Consider the following 24,434-nt stretch of genomic DNA (forward strand, 5'->3'; position numbering starts at 1 on the left):
GCCGCAGGGCATGGCACCCGTGCCCGCGGCGCAACCTTATTGCCGAGATTGACCATGAGTGATTTCTACCGAGTCCTGCTTCCCTTGCTGGGCCTGCTGCTGGGCGTGCTGCCTGGCGCTGTCCGGGGCGAGTTCATCGACGTGCTGGATCTGCCGGCGCGTACCAGTCCACTGGCAGAGCGGGCACCGCTGAACGACGTCTCCCGCACGGGAGACAATCTGGTCGCGGTGGGCCAGCGTGGCCACATCCTGTATTCCGACTACACCGGCGGCCACTGGCAGCAGGCCCGGGTGCCGGTAAGCAGCGACCTCACCGCCGTGTATTTCCCTTCGCGGGCGAAAGGCTGGGCGGTGGGCCACGACGGTGTGATCCTGCACAGCGCGGACGCCGGCGGCAGCTGGAGCAAGCAGCTCGACGGCCGCCAGATCGGCGCCCTGATGCAGCAGCACTACGCGGCGCTGGCCGCCGCCGAGCCGGCCAGCGAGGAGTGGCCGCTGCGCCTGGCCGAGGCCCAGCGCATGGTCGAGGAGGGCGCCGACAAGGCGCTGCTCGACGTCTGGTTCGCCGATGAGCGACTCGGCTACGCGGTCGGCGTGTTCGGCCTGATCCTGCGCACCGACGACGGCGGCCAGCATTGGCGCCCGTTCGGCGAGCGCACCGACAACCCCCAGGGCCTGCACCTGAATGCCATCGGCGCGGTCGATGGCGTGCCCTACATCGCCGGCGAGCAGGGCCTGCTGCTGCGCTGGAGCGCCGAGCAGCAGCGCTTCGTCGCCCTGCAGATTCCCTACGCCGGCAGCCTGTTCGGCGTCATCGGCCTGCGCGGCGAGCTGCTGGTCTACGGCCTGCGCGGCCACATCCTGCGCAGCACCGATGCCGGCGCCAGCTGGAGCACGCTGGACAGCGGCCTGCAGAGCAGCATCACCGCTGCCGCGTGGGATGGCTCCGGGCGCATTCATCTGTTCAGCCAGGCCGGCCACGTGCTGCGCCTGCTGCCGCAAGGTAGCAGCCTGGAAATGCTGCCGCAGAGCGTGATGGCACCGATAGCCGGTGCCGATTTCGCCGCCGACGACAGCCTGGCGCTGGTCGGCAATCGCGGTGTGCGCAGCCAGCGCCTGCCATAACGAGGTCAACGAGAAACCATCATGGGCACCATCAAACAAGACAGCATGCCGGTGATCCGCGACCTGCGCGATTTCGACCGCAACAGCGGGCACTTCCTCGAGCGCCTGCTGTTCAACCACCGGCCCTGGTTCGTCGCCGTCATCGCCATGCTCTCGCTGCTGTTCGCCTACATGGCGCTGACCCGTCTGGAGCTGCGGCCGAGCTTCGAGAAGATGCTGCCGCAGAGCCAGCCCTACATCCGCAACTTCCTCGACAACCGCGATCAGCTGCGCGGCCTGGGCAACTCGGTGCGGGTGGTGGTGGAGAACCGCCGCGGCGACATCTTCGACCCGGCCTACCTGGCCGTGCTCAAGCAGGTTAGCGACGAGCTGTTCCTCACCCCCGGCGTGGACCGCGCCTGGCTGCGCTCGCTGTGGGCACCCAGCGTGCGCTGGACCGAGGTGACCGAGGAGGGCTTCCAGGGCGGCGCAGTGATGCCCGATGGCTATGACGGTTCGGCCGCCAGCATCGAGCAGCTGCGGCAGAACATCGGCCGCGCCGGCATCGTCGGCAGCCTGGTGGCCAACGACTTCAAGTCGAGCATGCTGGTGGTGCCGCTGCTGGACAAGGACTCGGCCACCGGCCACGGCATCGACTACTACGCCTTCGCCAAGGCCCTCGACCAGTTGCGCGACAAGGTCGAGCACACCAGCAAGGATGCCAGTGGAGAGGGCGCCTACAGCCTGCGGGTGATCGGCTTCGCCAAGCTGGTCGGCGACCTGATCGACGGCCTGCTGCAGGTCATGGCCTTCTTCGCCCTGGCGGTAGTGGCCGCCTTCGCCATCATCCTGCTGTACACCCGCTGCCTGCGCAGCACCCTGCTGGTGATCGGCTGCTCGCTGCTGGCGGTGGTCTGGCAGCTGGGCATAGTCGCCTGGCTGGGCTACAGCATAGACCCCTATTCGGTGCTGGTGCCGTTCCTGATCTTCGCCATCGGCGTGTCCCACGCGGCGCAGAAGATGAACGGCATCATGCAGGACATCGCCCGCGGCACCCACAAGCTGATCGCCGCGCGCTACACCTTCCGCCGCCTGTTCATCGCCGGCGTCACCGCGCTGCTGGCCGACGCCGTCGGCTTCGCCGTGCTGATGCTGATCGACATCCCGGTGATCCAGGACCTGGCCATCGCCGCCAGCATCGGCGTGGCCGTGCTGGTGTTCACCAGCCTGCTGCTGATGCCGGTGGCGCTGTCCTACGTCGGCGTCGGCAAGAAGGCTGCCGAGCGTGCGTTGCGCATCGACGACCAGGCCAAGCAGCACCGTGGCTTCGGCCGCGTCTGGGACTGCCTGAACCGCTTCACCACGCCCAAATGGGCGACCGGCGCCGTGCTGCTGGCGGCGCTGCTCGGCATCGGCGGCTTTGTCGTCAGCCTGCAGCTGAAGATCGGCGACCTCGACCGTGGCGCCCCGGAGCTGCGCGCCGACTCGCGCTACAACCTGGACAACGCCTACATCACCAGCCACTACGCGCTGTCCAGCGACCTGTTCGCGGTGATGATCAAGACCGGCCCCGAGGGCTGTCTGAACTACCGCACGCTAGTGCTGGCCGACCGCCTGGCCTGGGAGCTGCAGCAGCATCCGGGGGTGCAGACCACCATGTCGCTGGTCAACGCGGTGCGCCAGATCACCGCCGGCTCCTTCGAGGGCAACCCAAAGATGGCCAGCCTGCAGCGCAATCAGGACGTGCTCAACTACGCCGCCCAGCAGGCCTCGGTGAACGCTCCCGAGCTGTTCAACACACAGTGCTCGCTGATGCCGGTGATCGCCTTCCTCAAGGACCACAAGGCCGAGACCCTGGACGGCGTGGTGGCCATCGCCGAGCGCTTCGCCAAGGACAACAGTACCGAGGACCGCCAGTTCCTACTGGCCGCAGGCTCGGCCGGCATCGAGGCAGCGACCAATCTCGTGGTGCGCGAGGCCAACCGCAGCATGCTGCTGTACGTCTACCTGGCGGTGGCGGTGTTCTGCCTGATCACCTTCCGCAGCTGGCGCGCCATGCTGGTGGCGCTGTTGCCGCTGGTGCTCACCTCGGTGCTGTGCGAGGCGCTGATGGTGGCCATGGGCATCGGCGTGAAGGTGGCGACCCTGCCGGTGATCGCCCTCGGCGTGGGCATCGGCGTGGACTACGCGCTGTACCTGCTCAGCGTGCAGCTGCACTACCAGCGCCAGGGCCGCAGCCTGGGCGACGCCTACCGCAGCGCAGTGGCCTTCACCGGCCGCGTGGTGGCTCTGGTCGGCATCACCCTGGCCGCCGGCGTGGTGTGCTGGGCCTGGTCGCCGATCAAGTTCCAGGCCGACATGGGCATCCTGCTGACCTTCATGCTGCTGTGGAACATGCTCGGCGCCCTGGTGCTGATTCCCGCGCTGTCGCACTTCCTGCTGCGCCATGTCGGCCAGGGCGAGCGCGGCTCGATCATCGGCTGGCCGTTCGGCAAGGGTGCGCAGCGCAAGCGTGCCGAGCTGCAGGAAGAACTGCGCCGGGTCGCCGGGCGCTAGCGCGACATGCTCGCCTGGCTCAAGGGCTACCGCCGCGAGATGCTCGGCGGTGACCTGGGCGCCGGCCTGGTGGTGGCGCTGATGCTGCTGCCGCAGGGCATGGCCTATGCCATGGTCGCGGGCCTGCCGCCGGTGCTCGGGCTGTACGCCAGCATCGTGCCGGCCCTGGCCTATGCTCTGGTCGGCAGCAGCACCACGCTGTCGGTGGGGCCGATGGCGCTGACCTCGCTGGTGACCGCCACGGCCCTGGCCGAATTGCACGCGACCAGCACACTCGGCGCCCCCGTGCTGGCCGCCCAGCTGGCGCTGCTGAGTGGCGCCGTGCTGGTGCTCTGTGCGCTGCTGCGTCTGGGTTTCCTCTGTGCCTTGCTCAGCGCCCCGGTGCTCGGTGGCTTCACCGCCGGCGCCGCGTTGCTGGTGGCGGCGGGGCAGGTCGATGCACTGCTCGGCGCGCCAGCGGCCTGGCCCTCGGCCGCACTGGGCCTGGGCACATTGCTCGCGCTGTACGCCGTGCGCCGCTGCCTGCCAGCGGTACTTTCGCGCCTGGCTCCGGCACTGCTGCTGGCGCTCGCCACCCTGCTGGTGGCCCTCGGTGATCTGGACCAGGCCGGGGTGCGGGTACTCGGCGAGTTGCCCAAGGGCCTGCCATCGCTGGGGCTCAGCCTGCAGCCCGGGCTGTGGCCCGAACTGCTGCCGTCGGCGCTGCTGCTGGCCTTCGTGGTCTTCGTCTCCGGCCATTCCTCGGCGCGCATGCTGGCGCAGCGGCGCGGCGAGCGCGTCGACGATAGCCGCGAGCTGCTCGGCCAGGGCCTGGCCAACCTGGCCAGCGCGCTGACGGCGGGCTTGCCGGTGAGCGGCGGGCTGTCGCGCTCGGCCCTCAACCATGCCGCTGGCGCACGCAGCCAGCTGGCCGGCGTGGTCACCGCACTGCTGCTGGCGCTGGCCTTGCTGCTGCCCGGCGGCTGGCTGAGCCTGCTGCCGTTGCCGGCCCTGGCGGCGACCATCATCTACGCGGTGCTCGGCATGCTCGACCTCGATGGCCTGCGCCGGGCCTGGCACTTCGACCGCGGGGAGGCTGGCGTATGGCTGGCCACCGCCGGCAGCGTGCTGTTGCTGGGCGTGGAGCAGGGCGTACTGGTCGGCGTGCTGCTGTCGCTCGGCGGTCACCTGGCGCGCAACGCGCGGCCGCACATCGCCGTGCTCGGGCGCATGGCCGACGGCGAGACCTTCCGCAATGTGCGTCGCCATGCGGTGGAAACCCGGCCGCACCTGCTGTTGCTGCGGGTCGACAGCAGCCTGTTCTTCGGCAACGCGGCGGCGGTGGGGGCGCGCATCGAAGACCTGGTGACGGCCGAGACCAGAGAGCTGGTGCTCGACATGTCCGCGGTCAACAGCATGGATTTCTCCGCGCTGGCCGCCCTCGGTGAGCTGAGCCGCAGCCTGGCCGCCCGCGGTGTGCGCCTGCACCTGTCGGCCATCAAAGGACCGGTGATGGATCGCCTGCGCCGGGCCAGCCTGCAGCGCGAGATCGGCGGCGAGCTGTTCGAGACCACCGGCCAGGCCTATCGTCGGCTGTGCGAGGCCGAGAGGGAACCTCTGGCGATGTGAGCGTCAAACGGCCGCCTCGACGGAATTTTCACCTGTCGGGGCGGACAATTTTCGCCCTCATCAAGACCGGACTCCATTCGTCATGCCTTCAGTGGACGCCCCTCGTTCCCCTGCGCAATCCCTTGCGCCGCTGCCGCCCAGCGTGGCCAGCCACCTGCTCTTCGCCCTCGCCAGCGCCCTGGTGCTGATGCTGACGTATTCGTCGCTGCGCCTGGCGCTGCTCCATCACAACAGCGAGCTGATCGCCGATGTCAGCCGCGGCGATCTGTTCGAGGCCTTCTTCAACGGCCTGCGCTTCGACCTGCGGGTGGTGGTGTACGCCGTGGCGCCGCTGCTGCTGGCGCTGCTCAGCCCACGCGCCATGGCGGCGCGCAATGCCCAGGTGGCGTGGCTGACGCTGGTCGCCAGCCTGACCCTGCTGCTCGGCGTGGTGGAGATGGACTTCTACCGCGAGTTCCACCAGCGCCTGAACAGCCTGGTGTTCCAGTACCTGGAGGAGGACCTGGCCACCGTGTCGAGCATGCTCTGGCACGGGTTCCCGGTGGGCCGCTACCTGCTGGCCTGGGCCCTGGCGACGCTGGCGCTGGGCATGCTGTTCCACTGGCTGGAAGGCGCCACTCGCCCGCGGCGCGCCAAGCCGGCGCTGGCCTGGTACTGGCGCCTCGGCGTGTTCTTCCTGTGCCTGCTGCTGGCGGTGATCTGCGCCCGCGGCACGCTCAAGCAGGGGCCGCCGCTGCGCTGGGGCGATGCCTTCACCACCGACTCGATGTTCGCCAACCACCTCGGCCTGAATGGCGTGCTGACCCTGGTCGACGCCGCCGAGAACAGCTTCTCCAGCCACCGCGACAACGCCTGGAAGGCCACCATGCCCGACGCCGAGGCGCTCGCCGTGGTACGCCAGATGCTGCTCGGCGAGCAGGACGTGCTGGTGGATGAGGGCAGCGCCGCGATCCGCCGCGACTCCAAGCCGCTGGCCGAGGGCACGCTGCCGATCAGGCATGTGGTGGTGATCCTGATGGAGAGCTTCGCCGGCCGCTGGGTCGGCGCCCTGGGCAGCGATGCCGGCATCACCCCGAACTTCGACCGGCTGAGCCAGGAGGGGCTGCTGTTCACCCGCTTCTTCTCCAATGGCACCCATACCCACCAGGGCATGTTCGCCACCATGGCCTGCTTCCCCAACCTGCCGAGCTTCGAGTACCTGATGCGCACGCCGGAAGGCAGTCACCAGTTCTCCGGCCTGCCGCAACAGCTCGGCGCGCGCGGCTACGACGACCTGTACGTGTACAACGGCAATTTCCAGTGGGACAACCAGTCCGGCTTCTTCAGCAACCAGGGCATGCGCAACTTCATCGGCCGCGAAGACTTCGTCGATCCGGTGTTCATCGACCCGACCTGGGGCGTGTCCGACCAGGACATGTTCGATCGCGCCGCCGTGGAGCTGAACAAGCTGGACCCGGCCAAGCCGTTCTATGCACTGCTGCAGACCCTGTCCAACCACACGCCATACGCGCTGCCGGAGCGGCTGCCGGTGCCGCCGGTGACCGACCGCGGCTCGCTCAACCAGCACCTCACCGCCATGCGTTATTCCGACTGGGCGCTGGGCCAGTTCTTCGACAAGGCGAAGCGGTCGCCGTACTACAAGGACACCCTGTTCGTGATCGTCGGCGACCACGGCTTCGGCAGCCCCGAGCAGCTCACCGAGATGGACCTGTTCCGCCACAACGTGCCGCTGTTGCTGTTGGCCCCGGGCATTCGGGACCGGTTCGGCGCGCGCCGCGACACCGTCGGCACGCAGATCGACGTGGTGCCGACCATCATGGCCCGCCTGGGCGGCAAGACCCGCCAGCAGTGCTGGGGCCGCGACCTGCTCGGTCTGCCCGAGGGCGACCAGGGCATCGGCGTGATCAAGCCGTCCGGCAGCGACCAGACGGTGGCCATCGTCAGCGGCGAGAAGATCCTGGTGCAGCCCAGGGACCTGCCGGCCAAGCTGTATCGCTATGACCTCGGCGCGCGCAAGGCCCAGGTGCTGCAGGGCGACGCCCAGCAGCCGCTGCTGCAGAAACGCCTGGAAGCCTTCCTGCAGGTGGCGACCCAGAGCCTTCTGCGTAACACCACCGGGGTGGCCGACAGCCCCGGTTCGGCGGCACGCGGCCAGTGAGCTAGAGGGCTGCCAGGCGCGGCTGCAGCGCCGCCAGGCTGATATGGCCGGCGCTGACGTCGCTGTAGGCCTCCTCGCCGCGCTCGACGGCCCAGGCGTAGGCCACGGCCGGGTCGTCGGTGAGCTGGCGCAGGTAGCGGTCGAGATTGGGGAAGTCATGTTGCAGATCGAACAGCTGCAGGTAGTCGACCCAGCGGCCGATGCCGGCCAGGTAGGCATCGGCCAGGCTGCGGCGCTCGCCCAGCAGCCATTGCTGGCCGGTCAGCACTCGCTCCAGATGTGTGCAGCACTTGCTCACGTCCTCGCGGCCCAGCATGCGCAACAGCTTCTGCTCGGCCTCGCTCAGGCCCTCCAGCTCGTAGGCCTTCCACAGCGGGATGAAGGCGGCGAAGAAATCGGTGTTGAGGAACGCCAGGGTCTGCACCAGGCGGTCGTAGTCCGGCGTGCCGGGGGCGATGCCCAGGCCGTTGTGCAGGGCGCGGCCGTTCAGGTGCAGGAGGATCGCCAGGCTCTGGCTCAGCACCCGACCGTCCTCGAGCAGCAGGGCGGGTGTCTGCAGCAATGGGTTGATTCCGGTGTAGAGCGGGTCCCAGGGGCGCTTGAGCATGTCAATGCGATTCAGCAGATAGGGCTGGTCCAGCCATTCGAGAGCCACTATCGAGCCGAAGGAACAGCCCTGGGGCACGCCGTAGAAGAGGATGGGTTGCATGCTTGTCTCCTTGCATCGATGGGAATGGGGACAAGCTAGGGCTTAATCAGGCTATATTCCGCCCTAATAGATTTCGAGGCGAATCATGGCCAAGCCGACCACCCGGGTACTGGCGGTACTGGAGCTGCTGCAGGCGCACGGCCAGCTCAGCGGCAGCGAGCTGGCGCGGCGCCTGGAGATGGACGGCCGCACCCTGCGCCGCTACATCGCCGCGCTGGAGGAGCTGGGCATTCCGGTGCTGGCCGAGCGCGGGCGCTATGGCGGTTATCGCCTGGTGGCCGGCTTCAAGCTACCGCCGCTGATGTTCACCCAGGACGAGACCCTGGCCGTCGCTCTCGGTCTGCTGGCGGCGCGGCGCCTGGGCTTGTCCGAGGCGGCGCCGGCGGTGGCCAGCGCCCAGGCCAAGCTGGAACGGGTGATGCCGGCCGACCTCAAGCCACGCATGCGTGCACTCAGCGAAAGCATCACCCTGGCGGTGCCGGCGGCCCGTGCCGAGGGCGGCGACCAGGTGCTGCTGCCGCTAGCCTCGGCGGCCCAACTACGCCAGCGGGTGCACCTGAGCTATCGCAGTGGCGACGGGCAGGACAGCCAGCGCGAGTTCGATCCCTACGGGCTGATCTATCGCGATGGCTGCTGGTACGCGGTGGGCCACTGCCATCTGCGTGGTGGCCTGCGCTCGTTCCGTCTGGACCGGATGCTGGCGGTCACTCCGCTGCCGGCCTATTTCGGCAAGCCCGAGGGTTTCGATATCGAGGCCTATCTGCAGCAGAGCCTGGCCAACCTGCCGCGGCCCATCGCGGTGGAGGTGCTGCTGCGCTGCGAGCTGCAGCAGGCCAGCCTGGAGCTGGGCGGTCGCGTGGGGCTGTTGCAGCCGGTGGACGGCGGTGTGCTGCTGCGGGCGCGCACCGAGAGCCTGAGCTGGTTCGCCCGCCAGCTGTGCCAGCTGTCCTGTCCGTTCGAGGTGCTGCAGCCGGCCGAGCTGGGCGATGCTCTGGCCGAGCACGCGCGAGCGCTGCTGGCGCGGCTATCCGCCTGAGCCGCGCTGGAACTGGCGCGGCGCCTGGCCGTTCCAGCGCTTGAAGGCGTGGATGAAGTTGGATACCTCGCCGTAGCCCAGGCGTTCGGCGATCTCCTCCAGGGTCAGGCCGCCGGTGGCCAGCAGCTCCTCGGCCAGGGCCTGGCGCACTTCGTCCAGCAACAGGCGGAAGTTGCTGCCTTCCTCGTCCAGGCGCCGGCGCAGGGTGCGCGAGCTCATGTTCAGCCCGCTGGCCACCTGTTCCATGTCCGGCAAGCGCCCGGGGCGCTCCAGCAGCAGGGTGCGGATGCGTCCGGCCAGGCCGCCATGCTGGCTGCGCTTGGCCAGCAGGCGCTGGCATTGTTCCTCGCACAGCTGCGCCGCCTGCGGGTGGGCACCGGCCAGCGGCAGGTCGAGCAGGTGGCGGGGGAAGACGAAGCGGTTGTGCGCCTGGCCGAACTGCGGCAGCACGCCGATTTCCTCGACATAGGGCCGCGGATCGTCCGGCTGCGCCAGGTTCAGCTCCACCCGCAGGATCGGCAGGTCGCGGTGGAACAGCTCGCGCAGCACCTGCAGCATGCCGGACAGGTCGCGCTCCAGCAGGAAGTCACGCACGTCGGCGGGCACGTCGTGATCGTCCAGCAGCAGATGCACTTCGCTGTCGTTTTCCTCCAGGCGCATGCCGTGGAAGGCATAGGTCAGGTCCAGGTAGCGCAGGCCGAGGCTGGCGGCGTCGCGGAAGGTCGGGCTGGCCAGCAGGGCGAAGCCCCAGATGCCGTAGCTGTTGAGCCGGTAGCGCCGGCCCAGCGGCAGGCCCAGGCCCGGCCGCGCGCCTGCGGCGTGCAGCAGGTTGCGCACCAGCTGCAGCTCCTGCTCGGCCTCCACCTCGGCGCCGGGGTCGGCCAGCAGGCGCCAGTCCAGGCCGGTGTTCTGCAGGCAGGCGTCGAGGCTCAGGCCGAGATCGAGCCCGTACTGGGTGAGGAGTTGCACGCTGACAGCACTACGGCGTGGGCGGGGCATGGCTTGTCCGAAAGTCACAATTTATTGGCCGACTATGCCATAAACCGCAACAGGGGGAGTGAGTAGCATCCGTTCATCCGCAATACTGGCGGCTCACGGAGATAACAATGAACAACAATACTCCCGAGCAGCAGGCGCCCCTGCGCGTGCTGATCATAGGCTCAGGTTTCGCCGGCCTCGGTCTGGCCATGCGCCTGCGTCAGCGTGGCGAGGACGACTTCCTGATCCTCGAGAAGGGCGGCGAGCCCGGCGGCACCTGGCGCGACAACGACTACCCCGGCGCCGCCTGCGACGTGCCTTCGCACCTGTATTCATTTTCCTTCGAGCCGAAGACCGACTGGACCCGGCGCTATGCGCCCCAGGCGGAGATCTTCGCCTACGTGCGCCAGTGCATCGAACGCCATGACCTGGCCCCGCGCATCCGCTGCAACAGCGAGGTGGCCGAGGCCTGGTTCGACGAGCCGGCCGCACTGTGGCGGGTGACCACCACCGACGGTGCCAGCTTCAGCGCGCGGGCGCTGGTCAGTGCCTGCGGCCAGCTCAACCGGCCGCTGTACCCGAATATCCCCGGGCTCGAGCGTTTCGCCGGGGCCAGTTTCCACTCGGCGCGCTGGCGCCACGACGTGGATCTGGCCGGCAAACGCGTGGCGGTGATCGGCACCGGGGCCAGCGCCATCCAGTTCGTGCCGCAGATCGCTGCCAAGGTGAGCAGGCTGCACCTGTTCCAGCGCACGCCGGCCTATGTGCTGCCCAAGCCGGACCGTGCCTACAGCCGCTTCGAGCTGGCGCTGATGCAGCGCTGGCCGTGGACGCAGAAGATCGACCGGGCCTGGCAGTACCTGTTCCACGAGGCCCGCGGGGTGGCCTTCTTTCTCCTGCCCGCGCTGATGAAGCCGTATCGCCAGCTGTTCCTTTGGCATATCGCCCGCGAAGTGGCCGACCCGCTGCTGCGCGCGAAGCTGACCCCGGACTACCCGCTGGGTTGCAAGCGCATCCTGATCAGCAACGACTACTACCCGGCCCTAGTGCAGCCGCAGGTGGAGGTGGTGGGCGAGGCGATCCGCGAGGTGAGCGAGCGCGGCATCGTCACCGCCGACGGGGTGGAGCGCGACGTGGATGTGCTGATCCACGGCACCGGCTTCGCCGCCAGCGATTTCCTCGCGCCGATGCAGATCCGCGGCCTCGGCGGCCTGGACCTCAACCAGGCGTGGCAGGACGGTGCCGAGGCCTACAAGGGCATCAGCGTCGCCGGCTTCCCCAACCTGTTCATCCTCTACGGGCCAAACACCAACCTGGGCCACAACTCGATCATCTACATGCTCGAAAGCCAGTTCCCCTATGTGCTGGACTGCCTGGCCAAGCTGGAGGAGGGCGTGCGCTACCTGGACGTGCGTCAGCCGGTGCAGGCGGCATGGAACCGTCGGGTGCAGCAGGCCATCGAGCATTCGGTGTGGGAGCAGGGCTGCTCCAGCTGGTACAAGAATGCCGCCGGCAAGCACACCAACAACTGGTCCGGCTTCACCTTCAGCTATCGCCGCCACACCCGCCGGCCGCAGTGGAGCGACTATGACCTGGTCCGTTGAACTGCCCGCGCCGAGCCTCGCCCAGCGCCTGCTCACGGCGTTGCTGCGAGCCGGCACCTGGCTGGTGTTCCGTAGCGGCATGCACCCGCGCCTGGCGCCGCGCCTCCAGCGCCGCGTGTTGCGCCTGGCTACCGCGATAGCGCCGGCGGCGCGCGGGGTACGCCGCGAACCGGGCGTGCTCGGCGGCGTCGCCTGCGAATGGCTGCTGCCGCCACGGGATAACGGCTGGGTGCTGCTGTATGTGCATGGCGGCGCCTTTATGGTCGGTTCGCCGCGCACCCATCGCGCCATCACCACGACCCTGGCGAAACGGGCCAGCCTGCGGGTCTGCGCCCTGGACTATCGCCTGGCGCCGGAGCATCCCTGGCCGGCGGCGGCCGACGATGTGCTGGCCGCCTACCGGGCGCTGCTGGAACAGGGCCAGCCGGCCGCACGCATCGTCCTGGCCGGCGACTCGGCCGGCGGCCATCTGACGCTGACCTGCGCGCTGCGCTTGCGTGAGCAGGGACTGCCGCAGCCGGCGGCGCTGGTATGCCTGTCGCCGGTTACCGACCTGACGGGCAGCGTCTGGCACAAGCCGCCGGGCGGCGATCCGCTGATCACCCGCGGCTGGCTGCAGCAGGGGGTGGACGCCTACTGTCCAGCGAGCGAGGCGCGCGGCCAGCCGCTGCTGTCACCGCTGCGGGCCGATCTGCACGATCTGCCGCCGTTGCTGGTGCAGGTCGGCGAGGACGAGCACCTGCTGCAGCAGAGCCTGCGCCTGGGCGAGCGTCCGGGCCTGGATCTGCGTCTGGAGGTCTATCCGGGCCTGTGGCATGTGTTCCAGATCAATTGCGGCCTGCTGGCCGCGGCCGACCTGGCCATAGGCCGGATCGTCGAATTCCTAGGGGAGCGAGGTTGCCGATGAACACCATCCTGATTACCGGCGCCGCCTCGGGCATCGGCGCCGCCGCCGCCCGGCTGTTCCATTCCCGCGGCTGGAGCGTCGGCCTGCTGGACATCGACCACCAGGCCCTCGCCGCGCTGGCGGCGGAGCTGGGTGGGGTGTGGCATGCGGAGCTCGACGTCACCGATGCCGGTGCGGTGCGCGAGGCCCTGCAGGACTTCTGCGCGGCGCATGGTGGGCGCCTGCGCCTGCTGTTCAACTCGGCCGGCGTGCTGCGCTTTGGCCATTTCGAGGACATCAGCCTGGAGGAGCACGCGCGCATCCTGCAGATCAATGTGCTCGGCCTGTTGCAGGTCACCCACGCAGCCTTTCCCTACCTCAAGGGCACGCCGGGGGCGCAGGTGGTCAACATGGGTTCGGCATCCGGCCTGTACGGCACGCCGCATATGGTCAGCTACTCGGCCTCCAAGTTCGCCGTGCGCGGCCTGAGCGAGGCGCTGGAGCTGGAGTGGCGGCGCCATGGCATCCATGTCGGCGACCTGATGCCGCCCTTCGTCGCCACGCCGATGGTCGATAGCCAGCGCTTCACGCCGCCGGCGCTGCGGCGCATGGGGGTGAAGCTGCGCGCCGAGGACATCGCCCAGGCGCTGTGGCGGCAGGTCGAGCGGCCCAGGGTGCACCGGCCGATTCACTGGCTGTTCCGCCTGATGTACGGCGCCGGCCAGGTTTCGCCACCGGCCATCAGTCGCCTGCTGATGGGCTGGATGAGCCGCGATTGAGCCGCCCGTCGCCGAAGCTCGGGTCAACGGTCAGAGGGGCGGCAAGGTGCCCGGCTAGACGCTACCCTGACAAAACGACGGCACCGGTCAGTATTCGTCTGGCCAACCGTCCGCGGGCTTCTGGCTCGCGCATGACAGATCAGGCAGTCACTGCCTGATTCTCGGGCGGCACCGCGCGGTGCCGCATGGCCGCCAAATCCTTGGCGGCTGCGGTCGATCCATCGCCTGAGAGGAGGTCGTTTATGAGCACAGCCTTCCAAGATGATGTCAGCACTAACGTTCTGCGCCGCATGAAAGAGGGCGGTTTCGATTTCGCCCGTGTCCATCCCATCGAGTTCTACGCCATCTTCCCGAATGAGGATCGGGCCAGAGAGGCGGCCAGGCAGTTTCGCGGCGAGTCGATGAACGCGCAGGTGAGCATCCGCGAGGATGGCGCCTGGCACCTGCAGGTGAGCAAGGTGATGTATGCCACCCACGCCGGTATCGGCGATTTCGAGCAGGATCTGGAGGCTCTGGTAGTGCCGCTCGGCGGCGTGCTGGACGGCTGGGGCGTGACCCAGGAAGTCCGTCTCGACGCTCAGGTCGCCAGTCGGCTCTGAGCGCTGTGAATGCCGGCCAACCCGCTGGGTTGGTCGGTACCTGTCTTCTCTATCTTTCTAACGAGTCAGGCCGCGGTGCGCTGTTGCAGCGCCTCGAGGTAGCCGATTACGTCCGGGGCGCCGGCCAGGCGCAGACCTTCGCCCAGGGCATTGGCCTCCGGCGATTCCTTGGGCAGCAGGAGGAACTCCGGGGCGCCCGGGTAGCGCAGCAGCGACAGGCGCGCATAGGGCAGGCCGTTGTCCAGCAGCAGGCTCATGAAGCTCGGCTCGCTCCAGGCCTGCACCGGCATGGCGGTCATGTGGTACAGCCGGCGCAGTTCGGCCAGGCCGCTGGCGCTCAGGCGATAGCGGGTCAGTTCGGCCGGCAGGGTGACTTCCAGGCCGCGCAGGCGGGCGTAGGCGATGGCGCAGGCGAATTCCTCGCCATGCTGCTCGCCGGCCCAGAACATGCGCTCGCCATACCAGCTGGCCTGGCGCAGCTCCACCGCCTCGGCGGCGAGGAAGCGCGGCATGGCATGGCTAATGGTCTTGAGGAAATCCTTGTAGCTGATGATGCGAGCGCAACGCCCCAGGGGGCAGGAGGCCAGCTCTTCGAAACTGGTCAGTGCGTTGTCCAGGCTCGGTGGTGGGCTGCACAGGCCGTCGATCACGCGCAGGTCGAAGTCGTCGAGGTGCTCCAGCTGGCGTTCCACCACGCCCATCAGCACGGCGCGGGCGGCCGCCTTGTCTTCCTGTACCGGTCCGGAGAGGGCGTCGCGCGGCAGATCCACCAGGCGATGCAGCGGCGGGCCGGCCTGCCACCAGACGCTCGGCACCGGCACCGGCAACGCCTTGAACGGCAGGCGCAGGCTGCGCGCACGCTCGAACACCAGGCGTGGCACACGGCCGCTGAGGCCGAGGCGCTGGGCCAGGGCGGACAGGCGCGAGGCGATGCTGGTGGGGGATTCGGACAGACTCATGACCCGAAGGGTACTCCTGGCACTACGGTGCCAGTGTGGCAGAGCCGCCGACGCGGTGCACTATGCCGATGCGTCGGGCCCATGATCAGGGGCCCTGATTGGGCTGCTGCCTGTGGCAGAATGGTGCCGATCATTTCGAGGATGCCTCCATGCCCAGCCTGGTGCTGGATATCGCTTTGCCTGCGGAACGCTTCCTGGCCGTGTACCAGGGGCGTGCCAATCGGGTTCTGCTCTATAGCCGCGATGGCCGCAAGGTCAGCTTGCCGGCGCATCACCTGCGTCCATTCCTGCGCCATGACGGTATTCACGGCGTGTTCGAGCTGGAATTCAGCGCGGCCGGGGAACTGCTGGGCCTGCGTCAACTGCAATAACACTCGAACGGTCTCCTTATTACTCCCTTGCCTCGCCTGAGGCTAGTGCCGGCGGCTATAATCGCGCTCTGTTTCCCACTGCCACCCCTTACTCCGAGCCGATCCGCCCATGTACGACCTGGCCCGCGCGCTGCTGTTCCGTCTTGCCCCCGAAACTTCTCACGAACTGTCCATCGACCTGATCGGTGCCGGTGGCCGTCTGGGCCTCAACGGCCTGGTGTGCAAGGCGCCGAGCAACCTGCCGGTAAGCGTGATGGGGCTGCAGTTCCCCAACCCCGTGGGCCTGGCCGCCGGCCTGGACAAGAACGGTGACGCCATCGACGGCTTCGCCCAGCTCGGCTTCGGTTTCGTCGAGATCGGCACCGTGACCCCGCGCCCGCAGCCGGGCAACCCCAAGCCGCGCCTGTTCCGCCTGCCGGAAGCCACCGCGATCATCAATCGCATGGGCTTCAACAACCATGGCGTCGATCACCTGCTTGCCCGGGTCGCTGCGGCCAAGTACAAGGGCGTGCTGGGCATCAATATCGGCAAGAACTTCGATACCCCGGTCGAGCGCGCGGTGGATGACTACCTGATCGGCCTGGACAAGGTCTACGCCCACGCCAGCTACGTCACCGTCAACGTCAGCTCGCCCAACACCCCGGGCCTGCGCAGCCTGCAGTTCGGTGACCAGCTCAAGCAGCTGCTCGAAGCCCTGCGCCTGCGCCAGGAAGACCTGGCCGTGCAGCACGGCAAGCGCGTGCCGCTGGCGATCAAGATCGCCCCGGACATGAGCGACGAGGAAACCGTGCAGGTGGCCCAGGCCCTGGTGGAAACCGGCATGGACGCGGTGATCGCTACCAACACCACGCTGGGGCGTGAGGGCGTGGAGAATCTGCCGTTCGGTAACGAGGCCGGTGGCCTGTCCGGCGCGCCGGTGCGCGACAAGAGCACTCATACCGTGCGCGTGCTGGCCGGCGAGCTGAAGGGCCGTCTGCCGATCATCGCCGTGGGCGGCATCACCGAGGGCGCGCATGCGGCGGAGAAGATCGCCGCCGGGGCCAGCCTGGTGCAGATCTATTCCGGGTTCATCTACAAGGGGCCGGCGCTGATTCGCGAGGCGGTGGATGCCATCGCCGCGCTGCCCAGGAACTGAAGTCATAAAAAAGGGCCCCGGAGGGGCCCTTGGGCTCTCGCCCACCGCCCGGATGGGACGGTCTGGTGAAGTCGGGGTGATCCTGATTCAGCCGACGGCGTGGAGTTCGTTGAGTCTGTGGATGCCGGCGGTGCCGGTCAGTCCGTCCCAGTTGTCACCGCGGCCCTCGCGCCAGCCGTTGATCCAGGCTTGACGGGTAGTAGGGTGGGTGAAAGGACACATATCGCGGGATTTACCATGAATGCCGTGCTGATAGCCGCGCAAGAAAGCTCGTTCCAACGGATCACGCTTAAGTCTTCTCATCGGGTGTTGCCCTCACTGTTGACTGTTATGTCCCGTTGGCCCCGTGGTGGGACCGGGCAGAAATGCTTCTGCCAGTAGGGCCCGCTGCCGGCGTGGCGGGCCACCTGCCAGCACCATTGCGGTGCCGGCCTGAGTTGATTTCTATCGAATGCGTTCCACCCTGTGAATGATCGTTTTGTCATAAGGACGTAACGTGAGTGGGAGGGGAGCCATAAGGTTCAACCCTTTTTTGCGGGGCCCACTGCTGAGGGCCGCGCCATTGGGGAACCTCGGCTCTCTACGCAGGCGCTTTGCCATTGCGAACTGCTCTCGTCTGCGAGCGCTGTTTATTCCGACGAAGGGTCGCGCTGCGACGTCTCGTCACACTAAGGTGGCCCACAGGCCACCCCGATTACTGGATGCCCCATGTCTGACCGCTACGAACTGATCCTCACCTGCCCCAAGAGCCTGGAAGGCCTGCTGCTCGAAGAAACCGGCGGCCTGGGCCTGGAGGAGGCGCGTGAGCAGACCGCCGCCGTGCGTGGCTTCGCGCCCATCGAGGTGGGTTATCGCCTGTGCCTCTGGTCGCGCCTGGCCAACCGCGTGCTGCTGGTGTTGCGCCGCTTCCCGGTACAGAACGCCGAGGAGCTGTACCAGGGCGTGCTGGCGGTGGACTGGGCCGAGCACCTGGACCCGGCCGGTACCCTGGCGGTGGAGTTCAGCGGCCATGGCGCCGGCATCGACAACACCCACTTCGGCGCGCTGAAGGTCAAGGACGCCATCGTCGACAAGCTGCGCACCCCGGCCGGCACCCGCCCGTCGATCGACAAGGTCGACCCGGACCTGCGCGTGCATCTGCGCCTGGACAAGGGCGAGGCGGTACTGTCGCTGGATCTGGCCGGGCATAGCCTGCACCAGCGCGGCTATCGCCTGCAGCAGGGCGCCGCGCCGCTCAAGGAGAACCTGGCCGCGGCCATCCTGATCCGCGCCGGCTGGCCGCGCATCGCCGCCGAGGGCGGCGCCCTGGCCGACCCCATGTGTGGCGTCGGCACCTTCCTGGTCGAGGCGGCGATGATGGCCGCCGACATGGCGCCGAACCTGAAGCGTGAGCGCTGGGGCTTCTCCAACTGGCTGGGCCATGTGCCGGCAATCTGGAAGAAGCTGCACGCTGAGGCCGAGCAGCGCGCCGCCGCCGGCCTGGCCAGGCCGCCGCTGTGGATTCGCGGCTACGAGGCCGATCCGCGGCTGATCCAGCCGGCACGCAACAACATCGAGCGCGCCGGGCTCGGCGAGTGGGTCAAGCTGTACCAGGGCGAGCTGGCCACCTTCGAGCCGCGCCCGGACAAGAACCAGACCGGCCTGATCGTCAGCAACCCGCCCTATGGCGAGCGTCTGGGCGACGAGGCGAGCCTGCTGTATCTCTACCAGAACCTCGGCGAGCGTCTGCGCCAGAGCTGCCTGAACTGGGAGGCGGCGGTGTTCACCGGCGCGCCCGAGCTGGGCAAGCGCATGGGTCTGCGCAGCCACAAGCAGTACGCCTTCTGGAACGGCGCGCTGCCGTGCAAGCTGCTGCTGTTCAAGGTGCTGCCGCAGCAGTTCGTCACCGGTGAGCGCAGCGAGCGCCGCCAGCCTGGCGAGGAGGGCGCTGCGGCGCCGGTGGCCAGCGAGCCGGCGCGCCTGTCCGAGGGTGGGCAGATGTTCGCCAACCGCCTGCAGAAGAACCTCAAGAGCCTGGGCAAGTGGGCGAAGAAGGCCGGCATCGAGTGCTATCGCCTGTACGACGCCGACATGCCCGAGTACGCCCTGGCCATCGACCTGTACCGCGACTGGGTGCATGTGCAGGAATACGCGCCGCCGCGTTCCATCGATCCGGACAAGGCCCAGGCGCGCCTGCTCGACGCCCTGGCGGCGATCCCGGTGGCCCTCGGCGTGGCACCGGACAAGGTGGTGATCAAGCGCCGCGAGCGCCAGGCCGGCACCAAGCAGTACGAGCGCCAGGCCACCCAGGGTCAGTTCATGGAGGTCAACGAAGGCGGCGTGCGCCTGCTGGTCAACCTGACCGACTACCTGGATACCGGCCTGTTCCTCGACCACCGCCCGCTGCGCCTGCGCATCCAGCAGGAGGCGGCCGGCAAGCGCTTCCTCAACCTGTTCTGCTACACCGCCACGGCGACCGTGCACGCGGCCAAGGGCGGTGCGCGCAGCACCACCAGCGTCGACCTGTCGAAGACCTACCTGGACTGGGCGCGGCGCAACCTGTCGCTCAACGGCTTCTCCGACAAGAACCGCCTGGAGCAGGGCGACGTGATGGCCTGGCTGGAGGCCGATCGCGGCGAATACGAGCTGATCTTCATCGACCCGCCGACCTTCTCCAATTCCAAGCGCATGGAAGGGGTGTTCGACGTGCAGCGCGACCACGTGCACCTGCTCGACCTGGCCATGGCGCGCCTGGCCAGGGGCGGCGTGCTGTATTTCTCCAACAACTTCCGCAAGTTCCAGCTCGATGAGAGCCTGGCCGAGCGTTACGCGGTGGAGGAGATCAGCGCGCAGACCGTCGACCAGGACTTCGCCCGTAACGCGAAGATCCACCGGGCCTGGCGCCTGACCGCCAAGGCCTGATGCAGCGCCCATAAAAAAGCCCGCCGAATGGCGGGCTTTTTCGTTGCGGCGCACTCAGCGCCGGTAGATGTCCAGCAGCACCTGATCGAGGATCGCCGAGGCGCCCCAGGGGCGCGGGTCGTTGAGGATCGCCACCACCACCCAGTTCTGGCCCTTGGCCGTGCGGGTGAAGCCGGCGATGGCTCGCACGTTGTTCAGGGTGCCGGTCTTGATGTGGCCCTGGCCTTCCATGCCGGTGCGCTTGAGGCGCTTGCGCATGGTGCCATCCATGCCCACCAGCGGCATCGAGGCGATGAACTCCGCCGCATAGGGGCTGTGCCAGGCGGCCTGCAGCATGCCGGCCATCTCGCGGGCGCTGACTCTTTCTGCGCGCGACAGGCCGGAGCCGTTCTCGATCACCAGATGCGGCGCAGTGATGCCCTTCTTCGCCAGCCAGTTGCGGATCACCCGCTGGGCGGCCTTGGCATCGTCCGGATCGGCGCGGTCGCGGAAGTTCTGGCCCAGGCTGAGGAACAGCTGCTGGGCCATGGTGTTGTTACTGTACTTGTTGATGTCGCGGATGATCTCGGTGAGGTCCGGCGAGAAGGTGCGCGCCAGCAGCTTGGCGTTCTTCGGCACGTCGCCGACGCGGTCCTTGCCGATGATGCTGCCGCCCAGCTCCTGCCAGATGGCGCGCACGGCGCCGGCGGCGTAGGCCGGGTGGTCGAGCAGGGCCAGGTAGGTCTGGGCGCTGCAGCCCTCGGCCAGCTTGCCGGTCACCACCAGGGTGGTGCCGTCGAACTGGGTCACCGGGTTGTAGCGCACGTCCGGCCAGGCCGGGCACTTGGCGCCGCCGAGGGCCTTGACCTTGTTGTCGATGCGCACGTTGGTCAGTGGTGGCTCCATCATCACGCTGACCTTGCCGCCACTGGTGCGGGCGATCATGCGTACGGCCTTGAGGTTGACCAGCAGCGAGTCGGGGCCGACCAGGAACGGCTTGTTGGGATCGCCACCGTCGTCGTTGAAGCTGGGCAGTTGCGGATGGTGGAAGTGTCCGCGGTCCAGCACCAGGTCGCCGGTGATCTGCTGCACGCCGTTGGCGCGCAGGTCGCGCATCATCAGCCAGAGCTTCTCCATGTTCAGCTTGGGGTCGCCGCCACCCTTGAGGTAGAGGTTGCCGTTGAGCACGCCGTTTTTCAGCGGGCCGTCGCCATAGAACTCGGTGCGCCACTGGTGGGTGGGGCCGAGCAGTTCCAGGGCGGCGTAGGTGGTGACCAGCTTCATGGTCGAGGCCGGGTTCACCGACACATCGGCGTTGTGGATGATGCCGCCGCCGCTGCCATCCAGCGGCAGGGCCACCAGCGACAGGCTGCTGGCCTGCAGCTTGTTGGCCTTGAGCGACTGCTGGACCTTGGCCGGCAGCGTGCTGCTGACCTGGGCGGCGGAGAGGGGAAGAGCGACGGGAAGCAGGAGCGAAGCGACGACGAGACTGCGGAACGTTCTGATCATTGGCACGGGCCCAGGCAGAAAAAGGGCGAAAAGAGGTGCGGATACCGCTGTTTTGCCGCGCATTATGCCCCAAGCATGCAGGCCTGGGGGCTCGAACAGCCGATCGCGCGGGCTTTATTTCTGAACGGGCGGGCAGCTCGCGCGGCAACCTGCTAGAGTGCCGCCCGTTGCAATCAATGAGTATCTAGGAGTGTTTATGGCCACCAACCGTTCCCGCCGCCTGCGCAAGAAACTGTGCGTCGACGAATTCCAGGAACTGGGCTGCGAGCTGACCCTCGGCTTCAACGAAGGCCTGAGCGAAGAAGGCGCCGACAAGTTCGTTGACGAGTTCCTGCGCGACGGCATCGACGCCAACGGCCTGGGCTACGTCGGCGGTGAAGACTACGGCTTCGTGTGCCTGGCCAAGCGTGGCTCGGTCAACGAGGAGCAGCGCGCTGCCCTGGAAGCCTGGCTGAAGGGCCGCAAAGAGCTGAGCGAATTCAGCCTCAGCCCGCTGATGGACGTGTGGTATCCGGAAAACCCGGTGAACAAGGCCTGATCGGCCACCACGCGAATGAAAGAGCCCGGCCAGTGCCGGGCTTTTTTGTGGTCGGGATTCAGCCCAGGCCGGCCTTGGCCAGGATCGCCGCGGTGTCCACCGGGTCGATCTGCTCGGGGCGCAGGTAGCGCTCGGCGTACGCCAGCGGAATGCCGCTGCGCACGAACAGGCCGAACAGCTCCGGGTCGATGTGGGCGCCGCGGCACATGCCGGCCATGATGTTGAGCGACTCGGTGAGGGTCTTGCCCTTCTTGTACGGCCGATCCACCGCGGTGAGCGCCTCGAAGATGTCGGCGATCGCCATCATCCGCGCCGGCAGGCTCATCTCCTCGCGCCTCAGGCGTTTCGGGTAGCCGCTGCCGTCCATCTTCTCGTGGTGCCCGCCGGCGATCTCCGAGACGTTCGCCAGGTGCCTGGGGAACGGCAGGTGATCGAGCATGCGGATGGTCTGCACCATGTGGTTGTTGATCAGATAGCGCTCTTCGGCGGTGAGGGTGCCGCGGGCTATCCCTAAGTTGTACAGCTCGCCGCGGTTGTGTTTGTAGGCCGGCACGTCGAGCTTGAAGCCCCAGGGGTTGTCCGCCGGGATCAGCTCGCTGTCCGGGCGCTCCAGCAGGTGCTCGGGTTTGTCCGCCAGCAGAGGCTCCTGCACCGGCAGCACGGGGGCAGGGGTTCGTGCCTGGCGCTGGTTCTCTTCCCAGGACACGCCGATGCGGTCGTCCAGGGTCCTCGTCCAGGTCCGCGCGCCGATGCTGCGCAGGCGTTCCAGATCGGCATCGGCCATGGCTTCGCCGCCCAGGTTGCAGCGGGCGATGAAGGCGAATTCGTCATCCAGTGCGGCCAGGGTCTCGTCGCGCAGGGTGGCCAGGCCGGCCTCCGCGCCGCCCTTGGCCACGCCTTCCCAGTAGGCGATCCAGGCATCGCGCTTGAGCACCTCGAAGCGGGTGCGTACCTCGTGGATGCGGTCGTAGATGGTCTCCAGCTTGGTCGCCTTGTCCACCACGTATTCCGGCGTGGTGACCTTGCCGCAGTCGTGCAGCCAGGCGGCGATATGCAGGGCCTCCCATTCCTCGTCGCTGGGCTGGTAGCCGGCGAACGGCTCGGCGTCGCTGGCGGCGGCGGCGCGGGCGAGCATCAGGGTCAGCTCCGGCACGCGCTGGCAGTGGCCGCCGGTGTAGGGGCTCTTGGCGTCGATGGCGCCGGCGATCAGCTGGATGAAGGCGTCGAGCAGCTGCTTCTGCTGCTCCAGCAGGCGCTGGCTCTCGATGCACAGGGCGGCCACGCCGGATACCGCCTCGACGTAGGCGATGCGTTGCGGCTTGAGCATGGTCGGCTCGGCTTCCTCGCCGGTATCGCGGTGCAGCAGCATCAGCACGCCGACCGTCTCGCCCTGGCGGTTGTGCAGGCCGGTGCAGACCAGGTGGATGCGCGGACTGTCGAGGGTGTGCAGCAGGCTCTGGAAGCCTTCGGCCTGGTCGAAACCGAGCGAGGCCACGGCGGTGGCGCCGCCCTCGGCCGGTTGGCGAATCCAGCTGGGGATGTGGGTGGCGCCGGCCGGGTATTCGGGGATGCGGTGCTGTTCCAGGCTGTGCTGTTCGTCGTTGATGAACAGGCCATGGGGTTCCAGCTTGCCGCTGCTGCCGTCACGCAGGTAGAGCAGGCCGGCGCTGGCCTCGCTGAGGTCCACCGTCTCCTTCAGCACGCGGCGCAGCAGCGCGTCGAAGCGGGTCTCGGCGGACAGGCTGGCGGTGATGTCGAGGAAGCTGGACAGGGTGTCCTTCATCTTGCCCATGGCCACGGCCAGTTGGTCGATCTCCAGCACCGGCGAGCGGCCGCTGGCCGGGTGGGCGAAGTTGAAGCTGCGGATCGCCTCGGCCTCGGCGACCAGCGCGCGCAGCGGCTTGACCAGCAGGCGCGACATCAGCCAGCCCAGCGGGATGCACAGCAGCAGGATGGTCAGCGTTAGCACCGCGCCTTGCCAGCGGATGCGGTAGGCGTCGGCGAGCAATTCTTCCTCCGGCGCCAGCAGGGCCAGGCGCAGGCCGTTGGGGCCGCCCTCGTCGAGCTGGCTGTAGGACACCTGCCAGCGCTTGCCAGCCAGTTTCATGGCGCCTTCGCGGTCCTTTTCCAGGCCGCGCTGGAACAGCTCGCCGAGGGCCGGGCTGAGGCGCTCGACCTGGGCCAGGTGGGTGGTGCCGTTGCTCACCACCAGCTTGTCGATGTCCGGGTAGGCCACCGCGGCGCCATCCGGGCGGTACAGCACCACCTCGGTGGAGGGCGTGACCTTGTGCCGGGCCAGGGTGGCGGAGAGGTCGGCCAGGGTCAGATCGGCGCCGAGCACCGTGTCGCCGCTGCTGGTGCGGGCGAGGGTGGTGCCGACGTCCTTGGTGGAGAAGAAGGCATAGGGCTCGGTGGTGATCAGTTCGCCGCGCTCGCGGGCGCTCTGGTACCAGGGGCGGGTGCGCGGGTCGTACTTCTCGCTGAGGTTCTGCCGGCGGCTGATCCAGTTGAGTTCGGCGTCGAAGAACTGCGACTCGGAGATCGGCCGCGCCTCGCCGGTGCGGTCGATGGTCCAGACCTGGAAGGCCGCGTTGGCCGGGGCGTCGAAGATCTGCTTGAGCCGCTCGTCGCGCAGCGGCCGCACCATGAAGAAGTCGCCGTCCTCGTAGCCCAGGTAGAGCGAGGCCAGCTTGGGGTTGTCGCGCAGGGCCTGGGCGAAGACCGGCAGCAGGTTCATGCGCTGGTAGCTGTCGCGCGACAGGTTGCGCTCGTTGAGGGCGAGCAGGCCGAGCAGGTGACGGATCGGCTGGTAGGTGTACTGCAGGTCGGCTTCCACCTCCTCGCGCATCTGGGCGAACAGCTGTTTGCTGCTGGAGAGGATGACCTGGGTGGTCTGGTAGTAGTTGAACAGGCCGAGGATCACGCCGCTGCCGAGCAGCAGCAGGGTGAACAGCACGCTGATATGGACGTGGAGTGGAAAGCGGCGTTCTTTGTTTCGAGTCTTGCCCTGCATTGTCTCACTCCT

At 68.1% G+C, this 24,434-nt stretch carries 19 protein-coding genes; 13 read left to right on the plus strand and 6 right to left on the minus strand.

What is annotated here, in order from left to right; translation table 11 throughout:
- The first annotated feature begins 54 nt into the window (after positions 1-54).
- The 4 genes from FFS62_RS10530 (at position 55) to FFS62_RS10545 (ending at position 7,426) form a co-directional block, all read left to right on the plus strand.
- Positions 55-1,125: a YCF48-related protein gene (locus tag FFS62_RS10530; protein ID WP_137972768.1), complete on the plus strand. Its 1,071-nt coding sequence runs from the start codon at positions 55-57 to the stop codon at positions 1,123-1,125.
- 21 nt (positions 1,126-1,146) lie between these two features.
- Positions 1,147-3,660 (plus strand): RND family transporter, encoded by a 2,514-nt coding sequence (locus FFS62_RS10535; RefSeq protein WP_137972769.1) that lies wholly within the window; start codon positions 1,147-1,149, stop codon positions 3,658-3,660.
- 6 nt (positions 3,661-3,666) lie between these two features.
- Positions 3,667-5,268, plus strand: coding sequence for a SulP family inorganic anion transporter (locus tag FFS62_RS10540; RefSeq protein ID WP_137972770.1), 1,602 nt, complete (start codon positions 3,667-3,669; stop codon positions 5,266-5,268).
- A gap of 82 nt (positions 5,269-5,350) precedes the next feature.
- Complete coding sequence (locus tag FFS62_RS10545; RefSeq protein WP_137972771.1) at positions 5,351-7,426, plus strand: LTA synthase family protein; 2,076 nt, start codon at positions 5,351-5,353, stop codon at positions 7,424-7,426.
- Position 7,427: 1 nt separating this feature from the next.
- Here FFS62_RS10545 and FFS62_RS10550 read toward each other — a convergent pair whose 3' ends face one another.
- Entirely contained in the window at positions 7,428-8,135 is a 708-nt protein-coding gene (locus FFS62_RS10550) for a glutathione S-transferase family protein (RefSeq protein WP_137972772.1), read from the minus strand.
- Positions 8,136-8,220: 85 nt separating this feature from the next.
- Here FFS62_RS10550 and FFS62_RS10555 point away from each other — a divergent pair, with 85 nt between their 5' ends.
- Positions 8,221-9,171 (plus strand): YafY family protein, encoded by a 951-nt coding sequence (locus FFS62_RS10555; protein WP_137972773.1) that lies wholly within the window; start codon positions 8,221-8,223, stop codon positions 9,169-9,171.
- On the opposite strand, the gene FFS62_RS10560 is transcribed toward FFS62_RS10555, so the two are convergent.
- The gene (locus FFS62_RS10560; RefSeq protein ID WP_137972774.1) at positions 9,160-10,170 is read right to left on the minus strand and encodes an AraC family transcriptional regulator; all 1,011 of its coding nucleotides are present in this window, start codon (positions 10,168-10,170) and stop codon (positions 9,160-9,162) included. The two genes, FFS62_RS10555 and FFS62_RS10560, sit on opposite strands and share 12 nt — an antisense overlap.
- A gap of 107 nt (positions 10,171-10,277) precedes the next feature.
- Here FFS62_RS10560 and FFS62_RS10565 point away from each other — a divergent pair, with 107 nt between their 5' ends.
- From FFS62_RS10565 to FFS62_RS10580, 4 genes are all read left to right on the plus strand, one after another.
- Positions 10,278-11,753 (plus strand): NAD(P)/FAD-dependent oxidoreductase, encoded by a 1,476-nt coding sequence (locus FFS62_RS10565; protein WP_137972775.1) that lies wholly within the window; start codon positions 10,278-10,280, stop codon positions 11,751-11,753.
- Positions 11,737-12,660: an alpha/beta hydrolase gene (locus FFS62_RS10570; protein ID WP_137972776.1), complete on the plus strand. Its 924-nt coding sequence runs from the start codon at positions 11,737-11,739 to the stop codon at positions 12,658-12,660. The genes FFS62_RS10565 and FFS62_RS10570 overlap by 17 nt, the downstream gene beginning before the upstream one ends.
- Positions 12,657-13,418, plus strand: a complete 762-nt coding sequence (locus tag FFS62_RS10575; protein ID WP_137972777.1) for an SDR family oxidoreductase — start codon at positions 12,657-12,659, stop codon at positions 13,416-13,418. Before FFS62_RS10570 ends, FFS62_RS10575 begins: the two co-directional genes overlap by 4 nt.
- 242 nt (positions 13,419-13,660) lie before the next feature.
- The gene (locus tag FFS62_RS10580) at positions 13,661-14,017 is read left to right on the plus strand and encodes a ribonuclease E inhibitor RraB (RefSeq protein WP_137972778.1); all 357 of its coding nucleotides are present in this window, start codon (positions 13,661-13,663) and stop codon (positions 14,015-14,017) included.
- Positions 14,018-14,082: 65 nt separating this feature from the next.
- On the opposite strand, the gene FFS62_RS10585 is transcribed toward FFS62_RS10580, so the two are convergent.
- Positions 14,083-14,976, minus strand: coding sequence for a DUF6685 family protein (locus FFS62_RS10585; RefSeq protein ID WP_137972779.1), 894 nt, complete (start codon positions 14,974-14,976; stop codon positions 14,083-14,085).
- Positions 14,977-15,125: 149 nt separating this feature from the next.
- Here FFS62_RS10585 and FFS62_RS10590 point away from each other — a divergent pair, with 149 nt between their 5' ends.
- Together FFS62_RS10590 and FFS62_RS10595 are read left to right on the plus strand one after the other, a co-directional pair.
- Positions 15,126-15,347: a DUF2835 domain-containing protein gene (locus tag FFS62_RS10590; protein WP_137972780.1), complete on the plus strand. Its 222-nt coding sequence runs from the start codon at positions 15,126-15,128 to the stop codon at positions 15,345-15,347.
- Between the two features lie 109 nt (positions 15,348-15,456).
- Positions 15,457-16,482, plus strand: a complete 1,026-nt coding sequence (locus FFS62_RS10595; protein ID WP_137972781.1) for a quinone-dependent dihydroorotate dehydrogenase — start codon at positions 15,457-15,459, stop codon at positions 16,480-16,482.
- Positions 16,483-16,569: 87 nt separating this feature from the next.
- Here the strand turns inward: FFS62_RS10595 and rmf are convergent, their stop codons facing one another.
- Complete coding sequence (gene rmf / locus FFS62_RS10600) at positions 16,570-16,785, minus strand: ribosome modulation factor (protein ID WP_043216230.1); 216 nt, start codon at positions 16,783-16,785, stop codon at positions 16,570-16,572.
- A gap of 405 nt (positions 16,786-17,190) precedes the next feature.
- Between rmf and rlmKL the strand changes: the two genes are divergently transcribed.
- A complete protein-coding gene (rlmKL, locus tag FFS62_RS10605; RefSeq protein ID WP_137972782.1) occupies positions 17,191-19,383 on the plus strand; it encodes a bifunctional 23S rRNA (guanine(2069)-N(7))-methyltransferase RlmK/23S rRNA (guanine(2445)-N(2))-methyltransferase RlmL in 2,193 nt (730 codons plus the stop codon).
- 54 nt (positions 19,384-19,437) lie between these two features.
- Here the strand turns inward: rlmKL and dacB are convergent, their stop codons facing one another.
- A complete protein-coding gene (gene dacB / locus FFS62_RS10610; RefSeq protein ID WP_137972783.1) occupies positions 19,438-20,871 on the minus strand; it encodes a D-alanyl-D-alanine carboxypeptidase/D-alanyl-D-alanine-endopeptidase in 1,434 nt (477 codons plus the stop codon).
- A 196-nt stretch (positions 20,872-21,067) separates the two neighbouring features.
- Here dacB and FFS62_RS10615 point away from each other — a divergent pair, with 196 nt between their 5' ends.
- The gene (locus FFS62_RS10615) at positions 21,068-21,409 is read left to right on the plus strand and encodes a YggL family protein (protein ID WP_137972784.1); all 342 of its coding nucleotides are present in this window, start codon (positions 21,068-21,070) and stop codon (positions 21,407-21,409) included.
- 58 nt (positions 21,410-21,467) lie between these two features.
- Here the strand turns inward: FFS62_RS10615 and FFS62_RS10620 are convergent, their stop codons facing one another.
- A complete protein-coding gene (locus tag FFS62_RS10620) occupies positions 21,468-24,422 on the minus strand; it encodes an HD domain-containing phosphohydrolase (protein WP_137972785.1) in 2,955 nt (984 codons plus the stop codon).
- Positions 24,423-24,434 lie beyond the last annotated feature (12 nt).

This window comes from Pseudomonas sp. F(2018) (genome assembly GCF_005508865.1).
GTDB lineage: Bacteria > Pseudomonadota > Gammaproteobacteria > Pseudomonadales > Pseudomonadaceae > Aquipseudomonas.